Origin of the sequence: Paenactinomyces guangxiensis (assembly GCF_016055185.1) — a bacterium.
GTDB lineage: Bacteria > Bacillota > Bacilli > Thermoactinomycetales > Thermoactinomycetaceae > Paenactinomyces > Paenactinomyces guangxiensis.
In genome coordinates this window covers 1-19,771 of record NZ_JAECVR010000024.1, presented here as the reverse complement: position 1 = coordinate 19,771, position 19,771 = coordinate 1, and the positions used below count along the sequence as shown (strand labels likewise).

The window sequence follows — 19,771 nt, the reverse complement described above, 5'->3', positions numbered from 1 at the left end:
TTTGTTGTCAAATCCCTTCCTGTTTTTTATTAGAAACCGTTTATAACTGAGATGTCAGCCCGGTTCGGCTTTTATGGCGACGCTGTATTCTTGCCAGGCGGCCCGACAAAAAAACAGCCCCAAAAGCGAGTCCCGCAATCAATCCAATCCAATAGCCGAACGCGCCATATGGCGTAACATTTGCCAGTATATATCCAGTCGGCAATCCCAATACCCAGTACGAAACAAATGCCATCATAAAGGTTGCGTTCACATCTTTATAACCCCTGAGTGCACCTTGGATTGGCGCTGCGACCGCGTCAGACAGCTGGAACAGGATCGCATACAACAAAAACTGCTTGGTAAGCTGAAGCACTTCTTGATCCGCCGTATACATATAGGCCACCTGTTCATTAAAAATAAATAATCCGACCGCGCAGAAAAGCCCCATCATCACTGCAATACCAATCCCGAGATAGCTGTATTTGGCCGCATCATCGTATCTTTTTGCACCAACTTCAAAGGCAACGGCAATCGTGATCGCCATTGAAATACTTATTGGCACCATATACAGAAAGGAGGCAAAGTTCATAGCTGCCTGGTGGGCGGCAATGGTTGCCGTATTAAATTGGCTCATCAGCAATGTAACCGCTGAAAAAATACTTGTTTCAAAGAAAATGGCAAAGCCAATCGGCGCTCCAATTTTAAGCTGTTCTTTCCATGCAGCAAATGAAATACGATAAAATTGCTGAAACACCTGATAATCTGAAAAAGGTTTTCTGCGAACAACAACGTAAATAGCAATCAACATGATGCACCAATAGGTAATGGCTGATGCATAGCCGGCCCCGACACCGCCGAGACGCGGAAACCCAAACTTGCCAAAGATCAGCAGATAATTAAGAAGCACATTAATTGGCAGGGAAATGAGGGTAATCATCATCGTAACTCTTGTCTGCCCAAGCGCATCAATAAAGCAACGGATTACATTGTATACAAACAGAGGAATGATCCCAAAGGAAAGGGCAATCAAAAATTGGCTTGCAATCTGGCGGACCTGGTGATCCAATCCCATTCTGTCCAGAATGGGATTGAGTGCTAACGCCCCGCAGAGAATAACTGCAATCGCTATCGCCAGTGCCAGATAAACAGCTTGTATCACTTTAAAAGGGACCTCGTGATTCCGGCGGGCCCCGGTCAGCTGAGACACGATGGGTGTCAAAGCAAGCAAGATTCCGCTTAAGCCGGTAAATACCGGAGTCCAGATGCTGACACCAATCGCGACACCCGCCAGGTCGTGCGAACCGGCATGACCCGACATGATTGTATCAAAAAAGCTCATCGCATACAGACCGAGCTGTGTAACAAGAATCGGCAGCAAGATCACAAAAAATTGGCGAGTCTTTTCCCGTAACGAGTAGGTTTGATGCATATCTTTCATTCCTTTAGGTGTATTTAACCTTTTAAAACAATCACGACCTAGATACATTTCATAAGTTGACCAAACACACAAAGAAGCCGCCCGAAACACGGACGACTTCCTGTTTATCATTGAAACAGGCAGAATCTATTCTACTAAAGATTAGAAGTTTGTCAGCCAGTTGTCCATTTATAAGAAATCATACCTGATGTGAACAAACTTTTGCAATATCTTCCGGGTATTTATCCTCATATATATTGTATAGTTCCTATGAACCTGAACCTGTTTGTTTCTTGTACAGATCCGCTGTATTGATAGTTATCAAGCAAAATAACCGAATTCGCTTCCTCATGAATCAGTACCTCAAAACCATAGACAAAATGGACCGCGTGTTAAAGTCATTGGTTGAAAGACCGGAGCTTGCCAAAAATATCAATCGGAAAAAGTTTAGAGCCTATAAACAAGAATTGCTTCCCATTTGCAATCAATTAAAGCAAATAGATCCACAGGTGGGGGAGCTGATGGACCAATTTGATCCGGAAAGGTTCAGAAGAAATATGTATTATTTCAAAGCCCGGGTGATGATTGATAAAATTGAAACAATCCTGGGCAATTAAGATTCATGTGAAGCCACCTTGTATCTTGCAAGATGGTTCGTTTTTTGAGAACATCCCTTCTTCAAAAAAGCCGTCACCTCCTTTAGCAGAACCGTGTTTTCATATGCCGGTACCAGTGGTTGGTGCTAACTCCCCTTTTTCACCCCCAGGCGTGTTGCCTGCTCAATGTCCCATTCCGGTTTCACGCCCCTGGCAACGAGTATCCCGGCAGCCGACACCACCAACAAAACAACGAACAACGATGTTTGTCCCACGAACAGGCTGACCAGCGTGGAAGAAATCATGCTGCCAAAGTAACGAAATGTAGAAAAAATGCCGGATGCCGTTCCGGACAATTCTTTGCTGACTGATTGCAAGGACGCTGTCTGCATGGCAGAATTGCCAAGCCCTCCTGCCAGTCCCCCTACAAAAAGTGCAAAGAGAAGATAAGGGATGGACATCGATAAATGTAGCGACCAATAAAGGACACTCGCGATAACAGATACGAAAAAAGATAATGTGATCATTTTGCGGTTGCCCCACCGGGCGGCCAACTGACCTCCGATCCACCCGGCGACAGACATGGAGATGGAGAAAACGAACATGACCAGCCCTACCTTCCCGGTGGAGAGCCGAAAGTCGGACTCCAGAATCCACGGCATGGCCAACAAGGTGGTATACATCACACAATTGCTCAGCAAAATGGATAAGTTGGCACTGGTGAAAGTGCTGTTTTTGAACAGCGAAAATTGAATCAGCGGGTGACTGGCACGAAGTTCCCTGTACACAAACAGGATCGCGAAGAATACAAATAAAACTCCTATGATTATATATCGAACGATTGTTTGCGGATGGGTCAACAAGATCAGCAGGGTAAAGCTGACCGCCAGATAAACGGAACCCGGCCAGTCGAGTGACGCCTCCTTCTGCTCATCATGCCTGGGCAACACCAGCCAGGTGGTGACGATGGCGAACACGAGAAAGGGCACATTCACCCAAAAGATCGATTTCCATCCCCACAGGCTGATTAAGGTGGAACCCAACAGCGGCCCGATCGCCGCCCCCAGTCCCATCCCCATCCCAAACAGTCCGAATACTTTGGCCATCCGTTCTTTGGATACGGCGTGGCGAATAATCGCACTGGCATTTGGGGCAACGAGGGCACCGCCGATGGCCTGAACCGAACGAAAGGCGATCAACCAGGGCAAGTTAAACGAAAAGGCGCACGCGATTGAGGAGAGGAATAATAGCGCAAGCCCCCACATATAGATACGCCGGTTGCCGTAAAGATCACCAAGTTTTCCGGCAATCGGCTGCGTCACAGCCATGACGATAAGGTAAATGGTCACCACCCAGGAAATAGCGGCCAAATTTTCATGAAAATAGGCGGAGATGGCCGACAATCCAACTGCGATCATGGTGGAATTGATGGGGACCAAAATCGTCCCCACCAACAACGACACAATTAAAAGAAGCTCTCTGCCCCTAGTCATGAATCGTCACCGTTCCGTTCGTCCCGTCCACAGTCACCTTGTCGCCGTCTTTCAGCCTTACCGTCGCAATTCTGGTGCCGACGACGGCTGGCAATCTGTATTCGCGGGCAATTATCCCTGAGTGGGAAAGCATGCCCCCGGCATCTGTGACAACAGCGGCCGCTTTCGAAAAAAGAATGGTCCATGTAGGTGTTGTGGTTTTGCAGACCAGGATTTCCCCCTTTTCCAATTTGCCAAACTCCTCCTCACTGCGGATCACTTTCACTTTGCCGGTGTATGTGCCTTGCGACACGGCAAACCCAGTAAGCCTTCCGCTCTTATCATCCTCTTCCGCAGTCCGGAGGGAACCCAATATTTCGGCAAATTGCGGATTTTCCATTAACTCAGGAGAAGGTTTACCGAAACAGGGGGTAATGTCCCGGTTCTGGTTGCCTGTAAATTCCTCCTTCCGCTCCGCAATCAGTCTCCTTAAGTCCCGCGGGTGTTCCAGCGCTTGCAACAGCTCGTCATAGTAAAGGAAGAAAAGGTCCTCATTCTCTTTCATAACTCCGTGCTTCACCAGCGTGTTGCCCACGTTTAACAGGAACAAGCGCGATTTGGCAGAAATCATGGCATCGATGTAAAAGTGGTGGTCATCCCCCACACATGCCGCATCAAGCGCCCACTCATACACTTGCATAAATTGGCGTTTCAACTCACAATCCGGCAGGCCGTCAAGAAAAGACCGGTATTTTTGATCACGCTCCAGCACAACGCGGGCATGCTCCCGGTCAAAGTCATATTCAGTATACAGAAAGGTTTGAATATGACTGAGCGGGATCGAGACATCTTCGATCCAGGTTTCACCCAGGAATTCATGCGTGTTTTTCTTGCGGTACCCGTAAGTGTCCAACATCCGGCGCACTTCGGACAAAAAGGTTTGCCCGCTATCGCTTTCGCCCAACCGGTCGGCCAGCCGGTCCGCCGATTCCTCCCGGAAAGCAGCCAACACTTCCGGCTGCTGTTTGGCCCGCTCCGCCAATTTCCAAAGCTCCCGGTCCGTTTCCAGCGATTTGTTCATCACACCAACCAACAACTCTTGAACAAACAGGCGGTCCTTTTTTCCCGTCAACTGCTCGTGCAGACGCTCCAACAGTTTAAAAACGGCGCCGTAAGGACCGACCACATCAAAGTGTACTTCCCATGCCTTTTGGTAGAACCGGAACAGTTCTTCCACTTTTGCGCGCGCCTCAGCCAGGGACAGTTCAGTAAGGCGGTCCTGGTCCAACCGGTCGTAAACCGGCATTAATTCCCGTTCAACTGCTTCCATCATCCGCTTTTTGATAACCGGGAACAACGGACGCACGATCTCCTGATGTTTCACCAGACACTCCTCCATGTCCCCCCGGTATGGCTGCATTGATTGGTATATATGATTTAAATATAATTTGATCCGGGTTTCCCCCACCGGAATTTGCAACCGGCCAAACGCCGTGTTGAAACCGTGTACAAAGGCGGGAATCATAAACGAGGCAAACAGGGGGCTTTTGGGACCGGGCAGATGGGTTTCATCATGAAACCAAAACGGGTCTTTTTTATCCTCCTCATTCAACAGGATCGACCATTGGAATTCTGACACCGCCGTGGTAATCGGACGGGCCTGCAACAAATAGATCCTGCCTTGTTGCATACCGAATTCCAGATCAACCGAATGCCCGTAAATTTTCTCCACCTTCCGGGCAACAGACTCCAACTCCCGCACCTGGCTGTCGGTCAGGCAAAACCGCCGTTGTTCCTCAGCTGCCGTTTCCACCGTTTGGGTGCCCGTGGTGCCGGCGATGATTTTCACCTCTTTCAAACCGCGCTCTTTCCGTAATTCCCCGCTCTTTTTATCAACAATGTACAGATCGGGCGTGGTCATTCCAGACACAATCGCCTCACCCAGGCCATAGCTGGCATTGATCACCACTTCATGCGGGTTTTTGGTGATCGGATTGGCGCTGAAAATCACGCCGGAAACGTCGGAATAAACCAGTCCCTGTACCACAACCCCCATGGACAAATCAGTGACGGCGATTTCCATCTTGTCCAGGTACACAAGTACTTGCTCCGTAAACATGGACGCCCAGCACAACCTTATTTTCGCAAGCAAGTCTGCAAAGCTTGTCACATTGAGGTAACTCTCATATTGTCCGGCAAACGAGGCGCCCTCCATGTCTTCTGCCGCAGAAGAGGAGCGGACGGCAACCGCGGCAAACGATTCCCCCAATCGGTCAAACCGGGCCTTGATTTCCTTTTTCACCTCATCCGGAATCTCTGCCTTCTTCAACTTCTCCGCCAACCCCAGCCCATCATCCAAATGGAGCCGACCGGCATCGAGCGTGCGCAACAGCGCCTCCATGGTTATTACAAATCCATCAGGCACCGGCAATTGGCGGCTCATCAGGAAGGACAAGTTCTTCGCTTTGGACCCCACCGCTTTTTCATGTTGCCAGGCGATCTGAAACGGGATCGTGAACATCATCATCTCTCCCTTTTCTCTGTCTTTTTGCGGAGCGAACTTCCTCTTTCCAACCGGGCAGTATCGGTCAAATTCAGATGACATCACAACATGGGCCAGACTTGTCACGGACTGCTCATTTGTGGCGTGTTTCCCTTCATCTACTCCGCTTTGCCCGGAAGGAACCGGTCGGACAGCTCCTATGCTTTCAAACCTTCCATAATGAAAGCCAAGGTACATTCTATGACTTCTTCCACAGATTTAGACTCCGTTGTGACCAAAAGCTGATGAGACGGATAAGCCTTTGGAAACAAGACCACTCCCATGACCATTAAAAGCGTATAATCAAGCGAGCCGAACCGAAACTTTCCTTTTTGCTCCCCAAGCTCCAAAATCCGGCGCACCTGATCCCAAACCGGTTTTGTGTACTGCAAAATTCCTTCCAGCCTTGGACTTTGCAATGTCATTTCCTGCTGGACGATGGCTGCCAATTCCGGCTCTTCCCATTTAAACCGAATAACCTTTTCAATAATGAGGCACAGCTCTTCCAGGGGGTCCTGCCATTGTTCTTCGGGTCGCAGCATGTCATCTTTGGGATAAAAAACATCAAAAAGCGCGAAAAAGAGATTTTCCTTCCCGCCAAAGTAGTAAGAAACGTTGGCTACATTCACGCCTGCCTCTTTACAAATCTGATACACCGTCGTTCCTTCAAAACCGTTTTTAGCAAACATTTTTTTGGCGGCAATCAATATTTTCATTTTTGGATCCACATGTCTTTTGCCCATTTGCCATCAATCCTCTACAGACTATCTCATTTCCCCTCCACCACTGACGGGCAGGTAACTTCCTGTCAGGTAGGCACTATCATCGCTGGCATAAAAAGCTATGGCTTTTGCAATATCCTCAGGCTGGCCAATTCGGCCCAGCGGGAGGGAAGCCGCTTGTTGTTGTTTAAATTGTTCAGGTATAGAAGCAGTCGCATCTGTTTCAACCAATCCCGGAGAGACGATATTTGCTGTTATGCCTTGACGCCCCAGCTCCTGGGCAATATATCTGACAAAACTGTTCAGGGCCCCTTTTGATGTGCCATGTGAAATGAAATCAGGTCCCGGATGGTTACTTAAACCACTGGATACATAAACCAGCCTTCCATATTTCTGCTCCTTCATATAAGGCAATACCGCCTTTGTAGACACAAAAGCAGCCTGAAGTTCATCATTCGTTTTTTGAATAAATTCATCCCATGTCATATCCTCAAATGATTTCTTTACAAAGTTCATGCCGGCATTATGAACGAGGATGTCCACGGTTCCAAATGCTTTTACCGCCTCTTCCACAAGGTGATTCATTTGCTCCCTATTTCTGGCATCTGCCTGTATGGCTATTGCTTCTCCGCCTTTTTCCCGGATCGATGCCAGCACTGCTTCTGCTGCCCCTGCATTCCTGGCATAATTCACAACCACTTTTGCTCCGCGTTCCGCCAGTATTTTTGCCGTAGCTGCTCCAATCCCCCGGCTTGCCCCTGTTACGATGGCAACTTTTCCATTCATCCTTTTTCGCTCCTTTTAATTATGTATTCATTATAAATATTCATTTTAAATGACTGTTTAAAATGAGTATATAAAACCCTTCAACAGTAGATCAAGTCTCATATCAAGACGAACGTATTTGTATTTGTATGAGAATCTGAAATCCAATAATCCCGTTTACGGAATTATTCCTCACTATATTCAAAAAAGATTTTACAAAGACGTTACGAAACGTATAAGAGAACTTAATGTTTCCGATTTAGCATAGAAAGGAGGGTGAAAAAGAAAGGGGAACACGGGATGGATCAGCAAACGGTAACCCTGGTGATCAATGGCAAACGGATTAAACTGACGCCGAAACAAGTGGAGTTGCTCACCAGAGGGGAAATGAAGCAGACGGAATTAGGGGTACAGGATCTCTAATGAGTTCACCTTTTTTGAACAACCGGCACAAGATATGGGATAAAAAACGCCCCCCTCCGAAGCATCCAGGGCAACGGATCGGATGTTGATTAATGAACTTTTAATAGGTCTTTAACACTGATTCTTGCCGATTTGAAAACGCCGCGTAAAATGATGACCTCACCAATTTCGGCTACTTTGTAAGTGATCCCCTTAATCCGGCCGCTCATTAACGATAAGTGCGTATTTAGGTTAAAATTCTAATCAGCCCTCCATTTTCAGGATTTTTTGAAAATAGCCGGGGTAATATATTGGCTATTTGTCTTGAATTTGAACTGATTGAAACCATCGGACCTATTGCCAGGTATAGATTCGGCAATTGTTTACAGGAATTAGATGGCGTAATCGAACTTAATTTATCTGAGTTCACAAGTAAAGAGAACCCAGGAGATACCCTAGTTGAATATTAGCATCTATAGTTCTTTTAATATATTTCCTTTGCATCAACGGGTAATTTTCTTACATGTTTAAGATATTCCGTCATGTTTGTATCATCATCAATTGGATAAGTATACATAAAATACTCTGCTACATCTTTAGCTAAAGTCCGAAACAATTCACAGGTGACAAATATAGAATTCCACACATTATCATAGTTGCCGTCGGAATAGGTTTCTTTATACTGCACGAATTCGTTCATCTTTTTGGGCTACTCCTAATATCAAATCAATCATTTCTTTATCGCTTCTCATTGCTATTCACCTAGAATCTACGCTTTACGCCAATCATATGGCATCAGTTGTTTAATGGTAACAATCACACCTTCATCAACCATTACTTCTGTCTCCAGATTATCGTTATGAATCTGGCTTATAAATTCACGGCACCGACCACATGGCGGTATAATATTGCCTTTACCGCCAACGGCAATCATTTTTAACACACGGCTTTCGCCTTGAGCTACCATAGCAGCCGCAGCAGAATGTTCTGCACAAAAACCCATGGAGCATGCAGTGTCAATACATACACCTGTATAGACATTTCCACTCTCGGAAAGAATAGCAGCTCCAACTCCTCCGGCAATAGCATATTCCGATAGCTTTCGTGGATTTATCACAGATTTTGCTTTGTTATAGAGTTCATCAAATGTCATATTATTTACTCCATATTATTCATTAATCACCTAATTTTTTTAATTCAATATCAGGAGAATTTATTCCTTTTTCAACCCCCGTAATTTAAAGTTTTTGTTTGAATAGCGCCAAAAAAAATCAAGCTGTTCTCCACTTTTCCCTAAATTGGCTCACGGGATGATGGAATCCGTACGCCAATCACGCCCGAAACACCCGCAAGCCAATTGCTTCCTGTCGACCATTCAACCTATCCGGTTTTCCATCAGTATGAAACGTGGTAAACCAGTGGAAGACGCCCCTTCACACAAACTCCATGCGAACACGTTATAATTGTTGCGATAAAGAGGTGAAACTGACAAATGTCTTATTCTGTCTTGGTTGTCGAAGATGATCAGGATATTCAAGAGTTGATACGGGAATTTCTGCAGTCGCAGAATTATGAAGTCGATGTCGCCAGCGATGGGCTCGAAGGCATTCGCATGCATCAAAAAAAACCGTATGACTTGGTCATGTTGGATGTGATGCTCCCCAATCTGGATGGGCACAGCGTCTGCAAGATGATCCGCGCCAAGTCGCAAGTGCCGATTATCATGCTCACCGCACTGGGGGAAGAACCTGATCAAATCAAAGGGTTTGAGTTGGGCGTAGACGACTATATCACCAAACCGTTTTCTTTCAATGTGCTGATTAAACGCGTGGAAGCCGTGCTGCGGCGCGCGCATCAGACGCAACCGCCCAAGCAGCTTCACTATAAAGAGCTGAAACTGGATGTCGACGGGTATACAGTGACTGTCCATCAGCAAAAAATGGATTTGACAACCAAGGAATTTGAAATCCTGCATGCGCTCATGCGCAATCGAGGCAAAGTGTTAAGCCGTGAAGCGCTGTTGAATCAGGTCTGGGGCTTCGACTTCTACGGCGATCCACGTGTCGTCGATACGCATATCAAAAACTTGCGCAAGAAATTGGGGGTTCCATATATACAAACTGTAAAGGGGATTGGATATAAAATTGATGGATAAGCTGAGACAAGGCATCACCGGCAAAATATTCCTCATCACCAGCTTGTTATTGTTCGTCTCGGCCTTACTCATTTTCTCGCTCTTCTACTTCCTCCTTCCCTCCTATTACTATCAATACAAAACGAACCGGTTGGAAAACGGCTTCAATGTGCTGAAGGCCCAAGTCGCTTCCATCCCGGTCACCGAGGCGCAAGAGACGTTGGACACCTTTGCCGAACAGTACAATGTGGGATTGCTGATTGTCGATTTGCAAGGAAACGTGATTTATCATCCGCCCGCCTATATCAAACTCAAACGGTTGCCTGCCGATCTGTTGGCTCCCTCCCTGCAAGTACGCTTCCGCTCCGGCGAAACGAAAGAACGCATCTATACGGCCCAAAAACCGCTCACCTTTCTGGATGGAACCTATATCGCCTTCATCAGCGCAACCCTGCAACCGATCGACGAAGCGTCTGATGCTATCTTTATGTTCATGCCCTATGTCGTCCTGATTATCTTGCTTATCTCACTCGGCGGAGCATTGCTTTACGCCAAAGTGATCTCCCAACCCCTCTTGCGCATCAATCGCGTAGCCAAACGCATGGCGCAACTCGACTTCAGTGAGAAGTGCGAAGAAGGGGCCCAAGATGAAATCGGCGAGCTATCTCGAAGCCTCAACGAATTGTCCCGCAATCTGGAAGCGACGATGTCGGATTTGACCAAGGCCAACGCCCAGCTGAAAGATGACATCCAACGAGAGCGGGAACAGGAAGCCAAGCGGCGGGAATTCCTCGCGACGATCTCCCATGAACTGAAGTCACCGATCACCGCGGTCATGGGCCAGTTGGAGGGCATGATTCATAATATCGGGGCCTACCGCGACAGGGACAAATACCTGCAACGCTCTTATGCAATTATGCAAGGGTTGCGGGAATTGGTTAACGAGATTTTGGAATTGTCCAAGTTGGAAATGGTCGGGATGTCCTTAAAACTGGAGCCGATTTCCCTGTCGGATTTGGTGGAAAAGGTGATCAAACGATTCGATTACTTCAGCAGCAGCAAACAAATCAACCTGCAAACTGACATCCAACCCGCCGTCAACGTCAAAGCGGATTCCACATGGTTGGAAAAAGCCATCTCCAATGTCATCGATAATGCCATCAAATACGCGCCGGAAGAAGCGACCGTCACGGTGTCGCTAACGGACACGGATGATGGGTTCTGCCTTCGCGTCCACAATACGGGGACACATATCGAGGAAAGCCAGATAGAACGCCTCTTCCAAGCATTCACGCGGTTGGAGAAATCGCGGAACCGCAGCACCGGAGGAAGCGGGCTGGGCTTGTTCATTGTGAAGCGCATCTTGGAAGTCCACCGTTTTCCTTATCAGCTGACCAATGACGAAGGCGGGGTCTTGTTCACCATTCGCTTTCCCGCCTCATCAAGTCCCGATTGAAGCCCAGCCGGGCTTCTTTTTTTGCCATGACAATTCCATCCACAGCACACCGCAACTTCATCCAAACTCCACACAACACTTTTACCATGAATACAGCCAAAGGAGGGAAACGACACATATGAATTTTGTCAAGCGTGCGATATTGAGCGTCATCACGCGAAAAGGGAAAGCGTTCGTCATCTTAGCCATCTTTTTTATCGTTGCCAACCTGGTCTTGGCCGGTTTTGCCATCCAGTCCGCCACCCAAAAGGCGGGGGATTTGGCGCGCCAAAAGCTGGGCGGCAGCGTCACTTTGCAACCGGACATGGAAAAAATCATGAACAGCCAACAGTCCGCAAACGGGCAAATGGGGCAAAGAGGCATGCGTTTGAAGATGCCGCCGCTCTCTGAAAAAGATGCCCAACAACTGACCTCGCTGGATCATGTGCGGGCATACAATTATCTATCCAACGCGCCCGCCGTCGCCAACGGATTCAACCCTGTGGAAACGGACGACTCCGCGTCGGGCGACTCGGCACAGGGAACCAGAATGGTTATAGGCGGCATGGCAATCGGGATTCAGCCCAACATCATGTTAAACGGAGTCCGCACAACCGACTTGTTGGAAGGGTTCAACAACGGAACCGATAAGATCGTGGAGGGCCGCGGCATCCAACCAAGTGATGCCGGCAAATCGGTCGCCGTGATCGAAAAGCAGCTGGCTGAAGCAAACGAGCTGAAAGTGGGCGACAAGATCAAGGTGGATGGCGCGCGTGAGGGGAGCGTAGCCGAGTTGGATATTGTGGGCATTTATCAAACCACCAACACCAGCGACATGGCGGGCATGGCCGTGACGAACCCCTCCAACACCATTTATGCTCCCTACACGGTCGTCAGTCCGCTTAAAGCGAATGGCGAAGAGGGGCAATTCAATCTCAACTCCGCCGTATACTATCTCGATGATCCAAAGAATATCGAGTCATTTAAAGAAGCCGCCCAAAAAACATCGGTCGATTTTGACACCTATATGCTGGACGCCAATGATTCCGTCTATCAGCAAATGATGGGACCCATTGAAAACGTGGCCTCTTTCTCCAATCTCATCATCTATCTCGTCACCATCGCAGGCAGCGTCATCCTGGGGCTGATCGTGATGTCCTCCATCAAAGAGCGCCGATATGAGATGGGTGTCCTGCTGTCCATTGGTGAAAAGCGCATTAAGCTCGTCGGCCAATTCCTGACGGAGATTCTGGTTGTCGCCATGCTGGCCTTTGGCCTGTCCGTCTTTACGGGGAACGCCATCGCCCAAGCGGCGGGAGACAAACTGGTGCAACAGGAAATCGCCACGGCCAAAGAACAGGAAGCGCAACAACCGATGCAAAGAATGATTCGCATGGGTCCAGGCGCACCGCAACAAAACATCGATGCGGAACCCATCGACCAGCTCGATGTAAGTGTCACCCCTGCGGAAATGGGCAAGTTCGCCCTCGTCGGTCTATTGATCGCGATGGTCGCCACACTGATCCCGTCGATCTCGATTATGCGCTTGCACCCCAAAATGATCTTGACGAAAAGCGATTAAAAGGAGGTGAAAATCAGATGAGTGCGATCTTGCAGTTTGACAAGGTGAGTTATGCTTATGACCAAGGCAGGGCCTCGGCAACCATTCTCAAATCGGTCGACTTTGCCTTTGCGCGCGGCAAGTTTTACACGATCCTCGGCCCGTCGGGATCCGGCAAGACAACCACCCTCTCCCTTGCCGCCGCTTTGGATTCTCCCCGTTCCGGCCGTATCCTCTATGAGGGGCAAGATATCAAGCAACTGGGCTTGGAGCGGTATCGCAATGAAAAAGTGGCGATCGTGTTTCAAAACTACAATTTGCTCCCGTATATGAGCGCTTTGCAAAATGTGGTTACCGCGATGGAGATTCGCAAAACCACAGTGGCCAATAAAAAGGTCAAGGCATTGGAACTGCTTGAACGCGTGGGCCTGACCAAAGAAGAGGCGGAACGCAATGTCCTGCGGTTAAGCGGCGGACAGCAACAGCGCGTCGCCATCGCGAGGGCTTTGTCTTGCAACGTGGATCTCATCCTCGCCGATGAGCCAACGGGCAACCTGGATGAAGAAACGGCGCTGGAAATCATCAACATTTTCAAAGAACTGGCCCATCAGGAGAACAAATGCATCATTACCGTGACCCACTCCAATGAGATTGCCAACCAGTCAGATACCGCCATCTGGTTAAGGAAAAAAACGTTTGTCGTCGCTTGACCGAAGTGAGGATACCCGTAACATGCAAACCTTTCCCGATTCTATGTTGCATCCGCCCGGAACGAGGGGCGGATTTTTTTATCGCCCTTGTCCCTGAATGACAGGCATAAAATCCCCTCCGCTTCCTCTCGGTCTTCTTCATCAACCTGTTTATGACGGGAGCGATAAATGCTTTTATCGAGGGCTTTGATGGTTAAAGTTTCTGAACGATTGGGACATTCATCTATCTCCATCACCATGGACACTTATTCTCATGTGATGCCCAATATGCAAAAAGAAGCCGCCCGCAAATTGGACGACTTCTTATTCGGGAGTAAAATCACGGAAAACACTTTAGTTGACTAAAGGCTTGCATTTTGTTTGCAATCACCCCTTTTTCAGCCTCCCAAAGCACTCCGCAATCGCGAAACCCTTTGATTTTGGCGGAGAGGGTGGGATTCGAACCCACGGTACCGGTTAACCCGGTACAACGGTTTTCGAGACCGCCTCCTTCAACCACTCGGACACCTCTCCACAACGATATATAAAAAATATATCTGAACAATACATAATCATATAGAAAAGAGCCCGAAAAGTCAAGGAAAAAAACATCCTCGCATACACGGCTAAAGATTTATACGGACCCCATCCAGGGGGCTGTGTGGTTATGGTCCGGTTGGGTTTTGTTGTTTGCTCTGTTGTTTCAACAACTTCTTTTTAGTGCGCAGGCTGCGGAAAAAGTTGGTGAGAATGGCGCTGCATTCTTCTTTGAGAACGTTGGTGACCACTTCTGTTTGATGGTTAAACCGTTCATCGTCCAGCAGGTTCATCAATGTTCCGGCACAACCGGCTTTGGGATCTGGCGTGCCGTAAATCACCTGTTGGATTCGGGATTGTAAAATGGCTCCGGCGCACATGGGGCAGGGTTCCAGGGTGACATATAAGGAGCAGTGGTTGAGCCTCCATCCGCCGATCTGTCCGGCTGCCTGCTTAATGGCGATGATTTCTGCATGGGCGGTTGGGTCTTGATTGCTTTCGCGCAGGTTGTGGCCCCGTCCGATAATTTCTCCTTCATGGACGATGACAGCCCCAATCGGTACTTCTCCGATCGCCTCGGCCAATCTGGCTTCTTCAAGGGCTGCATGCATATAAAATTCGTGATTCATCTGATCAATCCCCCATTCGCTTCATTATAACCATTTCCCCGGTAAACAAAAAGCGGTCCGCCTTCAGGGAAAATACCTCTGACACATGAAAAAGTTTTTAGAAGGCCTGCAAAAAGTTTGATTTTTATACAGACTTTTATGAGTAAATGATGCTAGACTAAAAAGGGATACATAATGAGTTGAGAATTACATAGTTAATTGAACAAGGGGAAATGGTTGTTCACACGGCTGATGATCCGGAATGTTTCCAGTAAAATGGATCACACCGGATTCGGCAATAAAACAACTCAAGGACAAGCTATCTGGGAGAGGAATGGATATGGAAAACTGGATTACTGAGTTTATGGAGGAGTTTGGATATTTTGGTATTTTTCTGATGATTGCATTAGAAAATTTATTTCCGCCGATCCCGTCGGAAATCGTTCTATCTTTTGGCGGTTTTATGACGACAAGGTCTGATTTAACCATTACGGGTGTTGTGATTGCTTCAACTCTGGGGTCCGTTGTCGGGGCCATCGCCCTCTACTATATTGGAAGGTTGCTGAGTGTGGAACGGTTGGAACGAATTGTTGACCGTTGGGGGCGTTGGCTGAGAACAAAAAAAGAAGATGTCCATCGGGCAAATGCCTGGTTTCACCGTTACGGCATCTGGACTGTATTTTTTTGCAGAATGGTTCCCATTGTGCGCAGTTTAATCTCGATTCCTGCGGGTATGGCAAAAATGAACTTTCTGTTGTTCCTGCTGTTTACCACCCTGGGTTCACTGATTTGGAACGTGATCCTGGTCAATGTGGGAGCCGCCCTTGGCGAGTCGTGGTCAAAAGTGCTGGAATATATGAGCGTTTACCAGGATATTGTTATTGTGATTATCGGTATTCTGGTTATCCTGGCCGCAATCTGGTATGTTCGCCGGGCTCGTTCTTTAAAAGCTTAAAAGACAGCGGGTCGTTCTTATGCCCCATTCTCCCAAAGCAAAAAAGAGAGGCATCTGGTTGGACAGAGAACCAGATGCCTTTTTTCGTACGCATCCTCAGCATCCAGCAGAGCTGCACAGATTCAACGGCTATCATCAGCCCCGGAAGGGCTTATGGAGGAAAAAATAACGTATATTTGTATGATTCAATCTAAATGAATTAAAGACACTTTATAGACTTGTCTTTTATTGTAGCAGGAAATAAGATGAAAATATACAAGAGAGGGGCAGGTGGAATGGATGAATAGTGTTCAAGAGCTGGAGAATAAATTGGCTGAACCTTCAGTCGGATTGGTGAAGACCCTGGCTGACTTAGACGGGGATATTCTCATTCTCGGCGTTGGCGGCAAAATGGGGCCCAGTCTGGCAAGATTGGCAAAAAACGCACTGAATGAAGCAGGAGTACAAAAAAAGGTGATCGGTGTTTCCCGTTTTTCATCCGGAAATTTGCGGCAGATACTGGAGTCAGACGGGATTGAAACCATTGCAGCCGATCTTTTGAATGAAGAGCAGTTAGAGTCATTGCCGGACGTAAAAAATGTGATTTATATGGCCGGAAATAAATTTGGCACAACAGGAAGGGAATATTTCAGCTGGGCGATGAATGCTTATTTACCGGGGCGGGTTGCCGAAAAGTACCGCCATTCCCGCATGGTCTCTTTTTCAACCGGAAATGTGTATCCGCTGACTCCTGTAGCTATGCAAGGTACTTCCGAGGATCATCCCACCGGCCCCGTCGGGGAATATGCACAATCCTGTTTGGGACGGGAACGTGTTTTTGAATATTTTTCGCGCAAGTACGGGATTCCGATGGTGCAATTCCGCTTGAACTATGCCATTGATCTGCGGTATGGGGTGCTCCTGGAAGTTGCCAGATCCGTCTTTGAAAAAAAGCCGATTGATCTGCGAATGGGACATGTCAATGTGATCTGGCAGGGCGATGCCAATGAATATGCACTGCGTTCTCTGTCCATATGTGACAGCCCTCCCCGCATTTTAAATGTCACCGGCCCGGAGACGGTTTCCATCCGCTGGCTGGCGAAGAAATTTGGAGAACAGTTTGGAATAGAACCGGAATTTATTCACTCTGAAGAAAAGACTGCTTTGTTAAGCAATGCGTCTGAGTCTCACCGGTTGTTCGGCTACCCCAGAGTCACCCTCAGGCAAATGATCGAATGGACCGCGGACTGGGTGGCTGCCGGGGGAGAAACACTGGATAAGCCGACACACTTTCAGGAACGAAAGGGAGCGTTTTAACGATGAATGGCTGGAAGAAATGGAAACCGGAAATGAAGAACGCTTTGCACAGAGGAATGGTGATTCCGGCTCACCCGCTCGCTTTGAACCGGGCAAGAGAGCTGGATGAACAAAGGCAGCGGGCTTTGACACGCTATTATATCGCAGCGGGGGCCGGGGGGATTGCGGTGGCTGTCCATACCACACAGTTTGAGATCAGAGATCATCAACTTTTGGAACCGGTGTTGCGCCTGGCGGCTGAGGAAGTAGATCATGCACGGTTGGAACGGCCGTTTCTCAAAGTAGCCGGGATCTGCGGACCGACCGAACAGGCCCTTCGGGAAGCGGAATTAGCGGCCAGTCTGGGTTATGACCTTGGCTTGGTAAGCGTGGGAGGGTTGCTGCACTGGTCTGAAGAAGATCTGATTCAGCGGGCGGAAAAAATCGCTCAAATTATTCCTGTATTCGGCTTTTACCTTCAGCCTTCCGTCGGCGGGAGAAATCTCAGTTTTGATTTCTGGAAAGCGTTCGCCGACATTCCGGGAGTCATGGCAATTAAAATCGCTCCTTTCAACCGTTACCAAACGCTGGATGTAGTGCGGGCCGTCTGCCATTCAAAACGATGTGAGGAAATCGCCCTTTACACCGGCAATGACGACAATATTGTAGCTGACCTGCTTACTACTTATCGTTTTCGTGTGGACGGAAAATGGGTAGAAAAGAAAATCGCAGGCGGTTTGCTTGGACACTGGGCGGTCTGGACAAAAAAAGCGGTAGCGTTGTTTGAACAAATTCAAGAGATCAGGGATAACCAACAACCCATTCCGCCGGACCTGCTGAAACTGGGAGTGGAAGTGACAGATTGTAACGCCGCATTTTTTGACGCCGCCAATCGTTTTGCAGGCTGCATCGCCGGAATCCATGAAGTTCTCCGCCGCCAGGGATTGCTGGAAGGACGCTGGTGTTTAAATCCTAAGGAAGAGTTATCTCCGGGACAAATGGAAGAAATTGAGCGTGTTTACCGCGATTATCCGCATTTAAATGATGATGGCTTTGTTGCCCAAAACAAAGAACAGTGGTTTTCGCAAAGAAACAGGGATGCAGGTCAAAAAGCATAGATTTTCTGGACTGCTGGCAAGACCGGAGGGAACATTCTTATGTCACCGTCATTGTCAATCTTAAGTAACAAAGGGATTGCCATCGGCGTCATCGGCCCCGGACTGCTGGTGGAAAAAATACGTGATACCATCAAAGCGTTTCCCTCTTTTCAGCCGGTTTTTAAGGTGTACCAACAAAGGGAAGAAGTTTGTCACCTTGCGCAGGAACTGATGGATCAGGCAGAGGTTCTGCTGATTGCCGAATATCATGCTTATCGGGAGGTCAAAGGCAATCTCGACTTCCGAATCCCGGTGCACTATATCCCGTTGACAGGAGCCGGTCTGATCCGTTCCCTGTATCGGCTCAAAAAAAGTTTGTCTGTAAAGAAAGTATCGCTGGATAGCCTGTCCAAGCAACTGGTGGAGCAAAGCTTTGCCGACCTGGATGAGTCGGATGTGCAGATCTCCTATTTTGACGGCTCTTCTCATGCCCCGATTGAAGAAATCTTCCAATTCCATCAAAACCAATTTACAGAGGGCGGGTGTGATGCGGTATTAACCGGCATCAAATCGGTGTCTGAGCGGTTGTCAGATTGTAACATCCCCAATGAATGGGTCATTCCAACTCAACAGGATATCATTGTTTCACTGGAGCGGGCCCTCCTGTCTACAGAGACGAGACGAAACAAGGAATCGCAAATTGTGGTCGGCATCATTCACATTGATGATTTGAACCGGGTGATGGAACGGCTGATCTCCGAACATGAGATCCAGAAGCTGAAGCTGGATATTCACCGGATGCTCCTCGATTACGTTCAATGCCTGGACGGCCATTTGACAGCACTGGGCGGGGACGAATACTTGTTTTTTACGACCCGGGGAATTTTTGAACGGGAAACAAGAGGATATAAATCCATTCCCCTGCTTAAAGATGTAAAAAAAGAATTTGGCATTTCGTTAAGCATGGGCATGGGTTTTGGGAAGTCGGCGAATGAAGCCGGCACGCACGCCCGGCTGGCGCTGCGCCAATCCAGGGAATTGGGCGGCCATGTCTGTTTTATTGTGCGTGAAGACCGCAGCGTCATCGGTCCGGTAGAAATGGGCCCTCCCATGGTCTATGAACTGGCGGTCACTGATACCGAGTTGTTGGAGAAAGCGGAAAAAGCAGGGATGAGTGCCGTATATCTCAATAAGCTGATGGTTCAGGTAGCCCGTCAGGGAAAGACAGATTTCACAGCCCAGGAGTTAGCTTCCATTATTGGCGTGACACTGCGCAGTACCCATCGGATTTTGCTGCAATGGATGGACGCGAAATTAGTTGAAATTGTCGGTGTTGAAAAAATATCTACCAAAGGGAGACCCAGGCAGATCTACCGGTTGACCTTTCTGGAAAACTTTTATGACCAAAACATGACACCCCCGGAATAAAAGTATTGGTCAGTCTGGGGAGAGGCCGCGGGATTCCTGATGTAAGCTATCTCAAGCAGAAAAGTCCTGCGGTAATATGTCAAGCCATTGAAACAGGGAAATTGGAAATTATAAAGCCCCTGTTATCTAAAAAAGGCAAAACTTAAGAAACCCA

Annotated in this window: 20 protein-coding genes and 1 tRNA gene; 11 read left to right on the top strand and 10 right to left on the bottom strand. The window is 48.0% G+C overall.

From position 1 onward, the window contains the following. Positions 1-40: 40 nt before the first annotated feature. Positions 41-1,411, bottom strand: coding sequence for an MATE family efflux transporter (locus tag I8U27_RS17505; protein WP_181754228.1), 1,371 nt, complete (start codon positions 1,409-1,411; stop codon positions 41-43). Between the two features lie 338 nt (positions 1,412-1,749). On the opposite strand from I8U27_RS17505, the gene I8U27_RS17500 reads away from it, so the two are divergent. Then, positions 1,750-2,016, top strand: a complete 267-nt coding sequence (locus I8U27_RS17500) for a hypothetical protein (protein WP_181754226.1) — start codon at positions 1,750-1,752, stop codon at positions 2,014-2,016. Between the two features lie 125 nt (positions 2,017-2,141). On the opposite strand, the gene I8U27_RS17495 is transcribed toward I8U27_RS17500, so the two are convergent. Genes I8U27_RS17495 through I8U27_RS17480 form a run of 4 tightly spaced genes read right to left on the bottom strand, consistent with a single transcriptional unit; the run spans position 2,142 to position 7,517 of the window. Next, complete coding sequence (locus I8U27_RS17495) at positions 2,142-3,488, bottom strand: MFS transporter (protein WP_181754224.1); 1,347 nt, start codon at positions 3,486-3,488, stop codon at positions 2,142-2,144. Further along, complete coding sequence (locus I8U27_RS17490; RefSeq protein WP_181754221.1) at positions 3,481-6,207, bottom strand: PEP/pyruvate-binding domain-containing protein; 2,727 nt, start codon at positions 6,205-6,207, stop codon at positions 3,481-3,483. The genes I8U27_RS17495 and I8U27_RS17490 overlap by 8 nt, the downstream gene beginning before the upstream one ends. Continuing rightward, on the bottom strand, positions 6,168-6,752 hold the full coding sequence (locus I8U27_RS17485) for a TetR family transcriptional regulator (protein WP_181754219.1): 585 nt from the start codon (positions 6,750-6,752) through the stop codon (positions 6,168-6,170). Before I8U27_RS17485 ends, I8U27_RS17490 begins: the two co-directional genes overlap by 40 nt. Before the next feature lie 21 nt (positions 6,753-6,773). Continuing rightward, positions 6,774-7,517: an SDR family NAD(P)-dependent oxidoreductase gene (locus I8U27_RS17480; protein ID WP_181754217.1), complete on the bottom strand. Its 744-nt coding sequence runs from the start codon at positions 7,515-7,517 to the stop codon at positions 6,774-6,776. A 255-nt stretch (positions 7,518-7,772) separates the two neighbouring features. Here I8U27_RS17480 and I8U27_RS17475 point away from each other — a divergent pair, with 255 nt between their 5' ends. Next, positions 7,773-7,919 carry a hypothetical protein gene (locus tag I8U27_RS17475; RefSeq protein WP_181754215.1) on the top strand — a complete coding sequence of 49 codons (147 nt, stop codon included), beginning with the start codon at positions 7,773-7,775 and terminating at the stop codon, positions 7,917-7,919. A gap of 463 nt (positions 7,920-8,382) precedes the next feature. On the opposite strand, the gene I8U27_RS17470 is transcribed toward I8U27_RS17475, so the two are convergent. From I8U27_RS17470 to I8U27_RS17460, 3 genes are read right to left on the bottom strand one after another with little or no spacing between them, the layout of a single operon-like run. Further along, the gene (locus I8U27_RS17470; RefSeq protein WP_181754213.1) at positions 8,383-8,598 is read right to left on the bottom strand and encodes an aminoglycoside 6-adenylyltransferase; all 216 of its coding nucleotides are present in this window, start codon (positions 8,596-8,598) and stop codon (positions 8,383-8,385) included. Next, on the bottom strand, positions 8,576-8,632 hold the full coding sequence (locus I8U27_RS21435; protein WP_374057945.1) for a hypothetical protein: 57 nt from the start codon (positions 8,630-8,632) through the stop codon (positions 8,576-8,578). Before I8U27_RS21435 ends, I8U27_RS17470 begins: the two co-directional genes overlap by 23 nt. Before the next feature lie 35 nt (positions 8,633-8,667). Continuing rightward, entirely contained in the window at positions 8,668-9,051 is a 384-nt protein-coding gene (locus tag I8U27_RS17460; protein WP_181754211.1) for a cytidine deaminase family protein, read from the bottom strand. A 339-nt stretch (positions 9,052-9,390) separates the two neighbouring features. Here I8U27_RS17460 and I8U27_RS17455 point away from each other — a divergent pair, with 339 nt between their 5' ends. The 5 genes from I8U27_RS17455 to I8U27_RS17435 all read left to right on the top strand — a co-directional run bounded on the left by I8U27_RS17455 (position 9,391) and on the right by I8U27_RS17435 (position 14,083). Continuing rightward, the gene (locus I8U27_RS17455) at positions 9,391-10,053 is read left to right on the top strand and encodes a response regulator transcription factor (RefSeq protein WP_181754208.1); all 663 of its coding nucleotides are present in this window, start codon (positions 9,391-9,393) and stop codon (positions 10,051-10,053) included. Further along, positions 10,046-11,488 carry a sensor histidine kinase gene (locus I8U27_RS17450; RefSeq protein WP_181754205.1) on the top strand — a complete coding sequence of 481 codons (1,443 nt, stop codon included), beginning with the start codon at positions 10,046-10,048 and terminating at the stop codon, positions 11,486-11,488. The genes I8U27_RS17455 and I8U27_RS17450 overlap by 8 nt, the downstream gene beginning before the upstream one ends. A gap of 118 nt (positions 11,489-11,606) precedes the next feature. Next, a complete protein-coding gene (locus tag I8U27_RS17445; RefSeq protein WP_181754203.1) occupies positions 11,607-13,049 on the top strand; it encodes an ABC transporter permease in 1,443 nt (480 codons plus the stop codon). 17 nt (positions 13,050-13,066) lie between these two features. Continuing rightward, entirely contained in the window at positions 13,067-13,738 is a 672-nt protein-coding gene (locus I8U27_RS17440; protein ID WP_181754201.1) for an ABC transporter ATP-binding protein, read from the top strand. A 168-nt stretch (positions 13,739-13,906) separates the two neighbouring features. Continuing rightward, positions 13,907-14,083, top strand: a complete 177-nt coding sequence (locus tag I8U27_RS17435; RefSeq protein WP_232345618.1) for a hypothetical protein — start codon at positions 13,907-13,909, stop codon at positions 14,081-14,083. Between the two features lie 75 nt (positions 14,084-14,158). Here the strand turns inward: I8U27_RS17435 and I8U27_RS17430 are convergent. Together I8U27_RS17430 and tadA are read right to left on the bottom strand one after the other, a co-directional pair. After that, positions 14,159-14,251, bottom strand: a tRNA-Ser gene (locus tag I8U27_RS17430). Between the two features lie 131 nt (positions 14,252-14,382). After that, positions 14,383-14,883 (bottom strand): tRNA adenosine(34) deaminase TadA, encoded by a 501-nt coding sequence (tadA, locus tag I8U27_RS17425; protein ID WP_181754199.1) that lies wholly within the window; start codon positions 14,881-14,883, stop codon positions 14,383-14,385. Between the two features lie 319 nt (positions 14,884-15,202). Here tadA and I8U27_RS17420 point away from each other — a divergent pair, with 319 nt between their 5' ends. The 4 genes from I8U27_RS17420 (at position 15,203) to I8U27_RS17405 (ending at position 19,617) form a co-directional block, all read left to right on the top strand. Then, on the top strand, positions 15,203-15,817 hold the full coding sequence (locus I8U27_RS17420) for a DedA family protein (protein WP_181754197.1): 615 nt from the start codon (positions 15,203-15,205) through the stop codon (positions 15,815-15,817). A gap of 279 nt (positions 15,818-16,096) precedes the next feature. After that, positions 16,097-17,113 carry an NAD-dependent epimerase/dehydratase family protein gene (locus tag I8U27_RS17415; RefSeq protein WP_181754194.1) on the top strand — a complete coding sequence of 339 codons (1,017 nt, stop codon included), beginning with the start codon at positions 16,097-16,099 and terminating at the stop codon, positions 17,111-17,113. Positions 17,114-17,115: 2 nt separating this feature from the next. After that, entirely contained in the window at positions 17,116-18,210 is a 1,095-nt protein-coding gene (locus tag I8U27_RS17410) for a dihydrodipicolinate synthase family protein (protein WP_181754192.1), read from the top strand. Positions 18,211-18,249: 39 nt separating this feature from the next. Continuing rightward, complete coding sequence (locus tag I8U27_RS17405; protein ID WP_181754190.1) at positions 18,250-19,617, top strand: GGDEF domain-containing protein; 1,368 nt, start codon at positions 18,250-18,252, stop codon at positions 19,615-19,617. Positions 19,618-19,771: the final 154 nt, after the last annotated feature.

Excerpts from the sequence above, each read along its gene's own strand:
- I8U27_RS17505 (WP_181754228.1), bottom strand. The coding sequence starts at position 1,411 with ATGCATCAAACCTACTCGTTACGGGAAAAGACTCGCCAATTTTTTGTG.
- I8U27_RS17500 (WP_181754226.1), top strand. The coding sequence starts at position 1,750 with ATGAATCAGTACCTCAAAACCATAGACAAAATGGACCGCGTGTTAAAG.
- I8U27_RS17495 (WP_181754224.1), bottom strand. The coding sequence starts at position 3,488 with ATGACTAGGGGCAGAGAGCTTCTTTTAATTGTGTCGTTGTTGGTGGGG.
- I8U27_RS17490 (WP_181754221.1), bottom strand. The coding sequence starts at position 6,207 with ATGTACCTTGGCTTTCATTATGGAAGGTTTGAAAGCATAGGAGCTGTC.
- I8U27_RS17485 (WP_181754219.1), bottom strand. The coding sequence starts at position 6,752 with ATGGGCAAAAGACATGTGGATCCAAAAATGAAAATATTGATTGCCGCC.
- I8U27_RS17480 (WP_181754217.1), bottom strand. The coding sequence starts at position 7,517 with ATGAATGGAAAAGTTGCCATCGTAACAGGGGCAAGCCGGGGGATTGGA.
- I8U27_RS17470 (WP_181754213.1), bottom strand. The coding sequence starts at position 8,598 with ATGAACGAATTCGTGCAGTATAAAGAAACCTATTCCGACGGCAACTAT.
- I8U27_RS17460 (WP_181754211.1), bottom strand. The coding sequence starts at position 9,051 with ATGACATTTGATGAACTCTATAACAAAGCAAAATCTGTGATAAATCCA.
- I8U27_RS17455 (WP_181754208.1), top strand. The coding sequence starts at position 9,391 with ATGTCTTATTCTGTCTTGGTTGTCGAAGATGATCAGGATATTCAAGAG.
- I8U27_RS17450 (WP_181754205.1), top strand. The coding sequence starts at position 10,046 with ATGGATAAGCTGAGACAAGGCATCACCGGCAAAATATTCCTCATCACC.
- I8U27_RS17445 (WP_181754203.1), top strand. The coding sequence starts at position 11,607 with ATGAATTTTGTCAAGCGTGCGATATTGAGCGTCATCACGCGAAAAGGG.
- I8U27_RS17440 (WP_181754201.1), top strand. The coding sequence starts at position 13,067 with ATGAGTGCGATCTTGCAGTTTGACAAGGTGAGTTATGCTTATGACCAA.
- I8U27_RS17435 (WP_232345618.1), top strand. The coding sequence starts at position 13,907 with ATGCTTTTATCGAGGGCTTTGATGGTTAAAGTTTCTGAACGATTGGGA.
- tadA (WP_181754199.1), bottom strand. The coding sequence starts at position 14,883 with ATGAATCACGAATTTTATATGCATGCAGCCCTTGAAGAAGCCAGATTG.
- I8U27_RS17420 (WP_181754197.1), top strand. The coding sequence starts at position 15,203 with ATGGAAAACTGGATTACTGAGTTTATGGAGGAGTTTGGATATTTTGGT.
- I8U27_RS17415 (WP_181754194.1), top strand. The coding sequence starts at position 16,097 with ATGAATAGTGTTCAAGAGCTGGAGAATAAATTGGCTGAACCTTCAGTC.
- I8U27_RS17410 (WP_181754192.1), top strand. The coding sequence starts at position 17,116 with ATGAATGGCTGGAAGAAATGGAAACCGGAAATGAAGAACGCTTTGCAC.
- I8U27_RS17405 (WP_181754190.1), top strand. The coding sequence starts at position 18,250 with ATGTCACCGTCATTGTCAATCTTAAGTAACAAAGGGATTGCCATCGGC.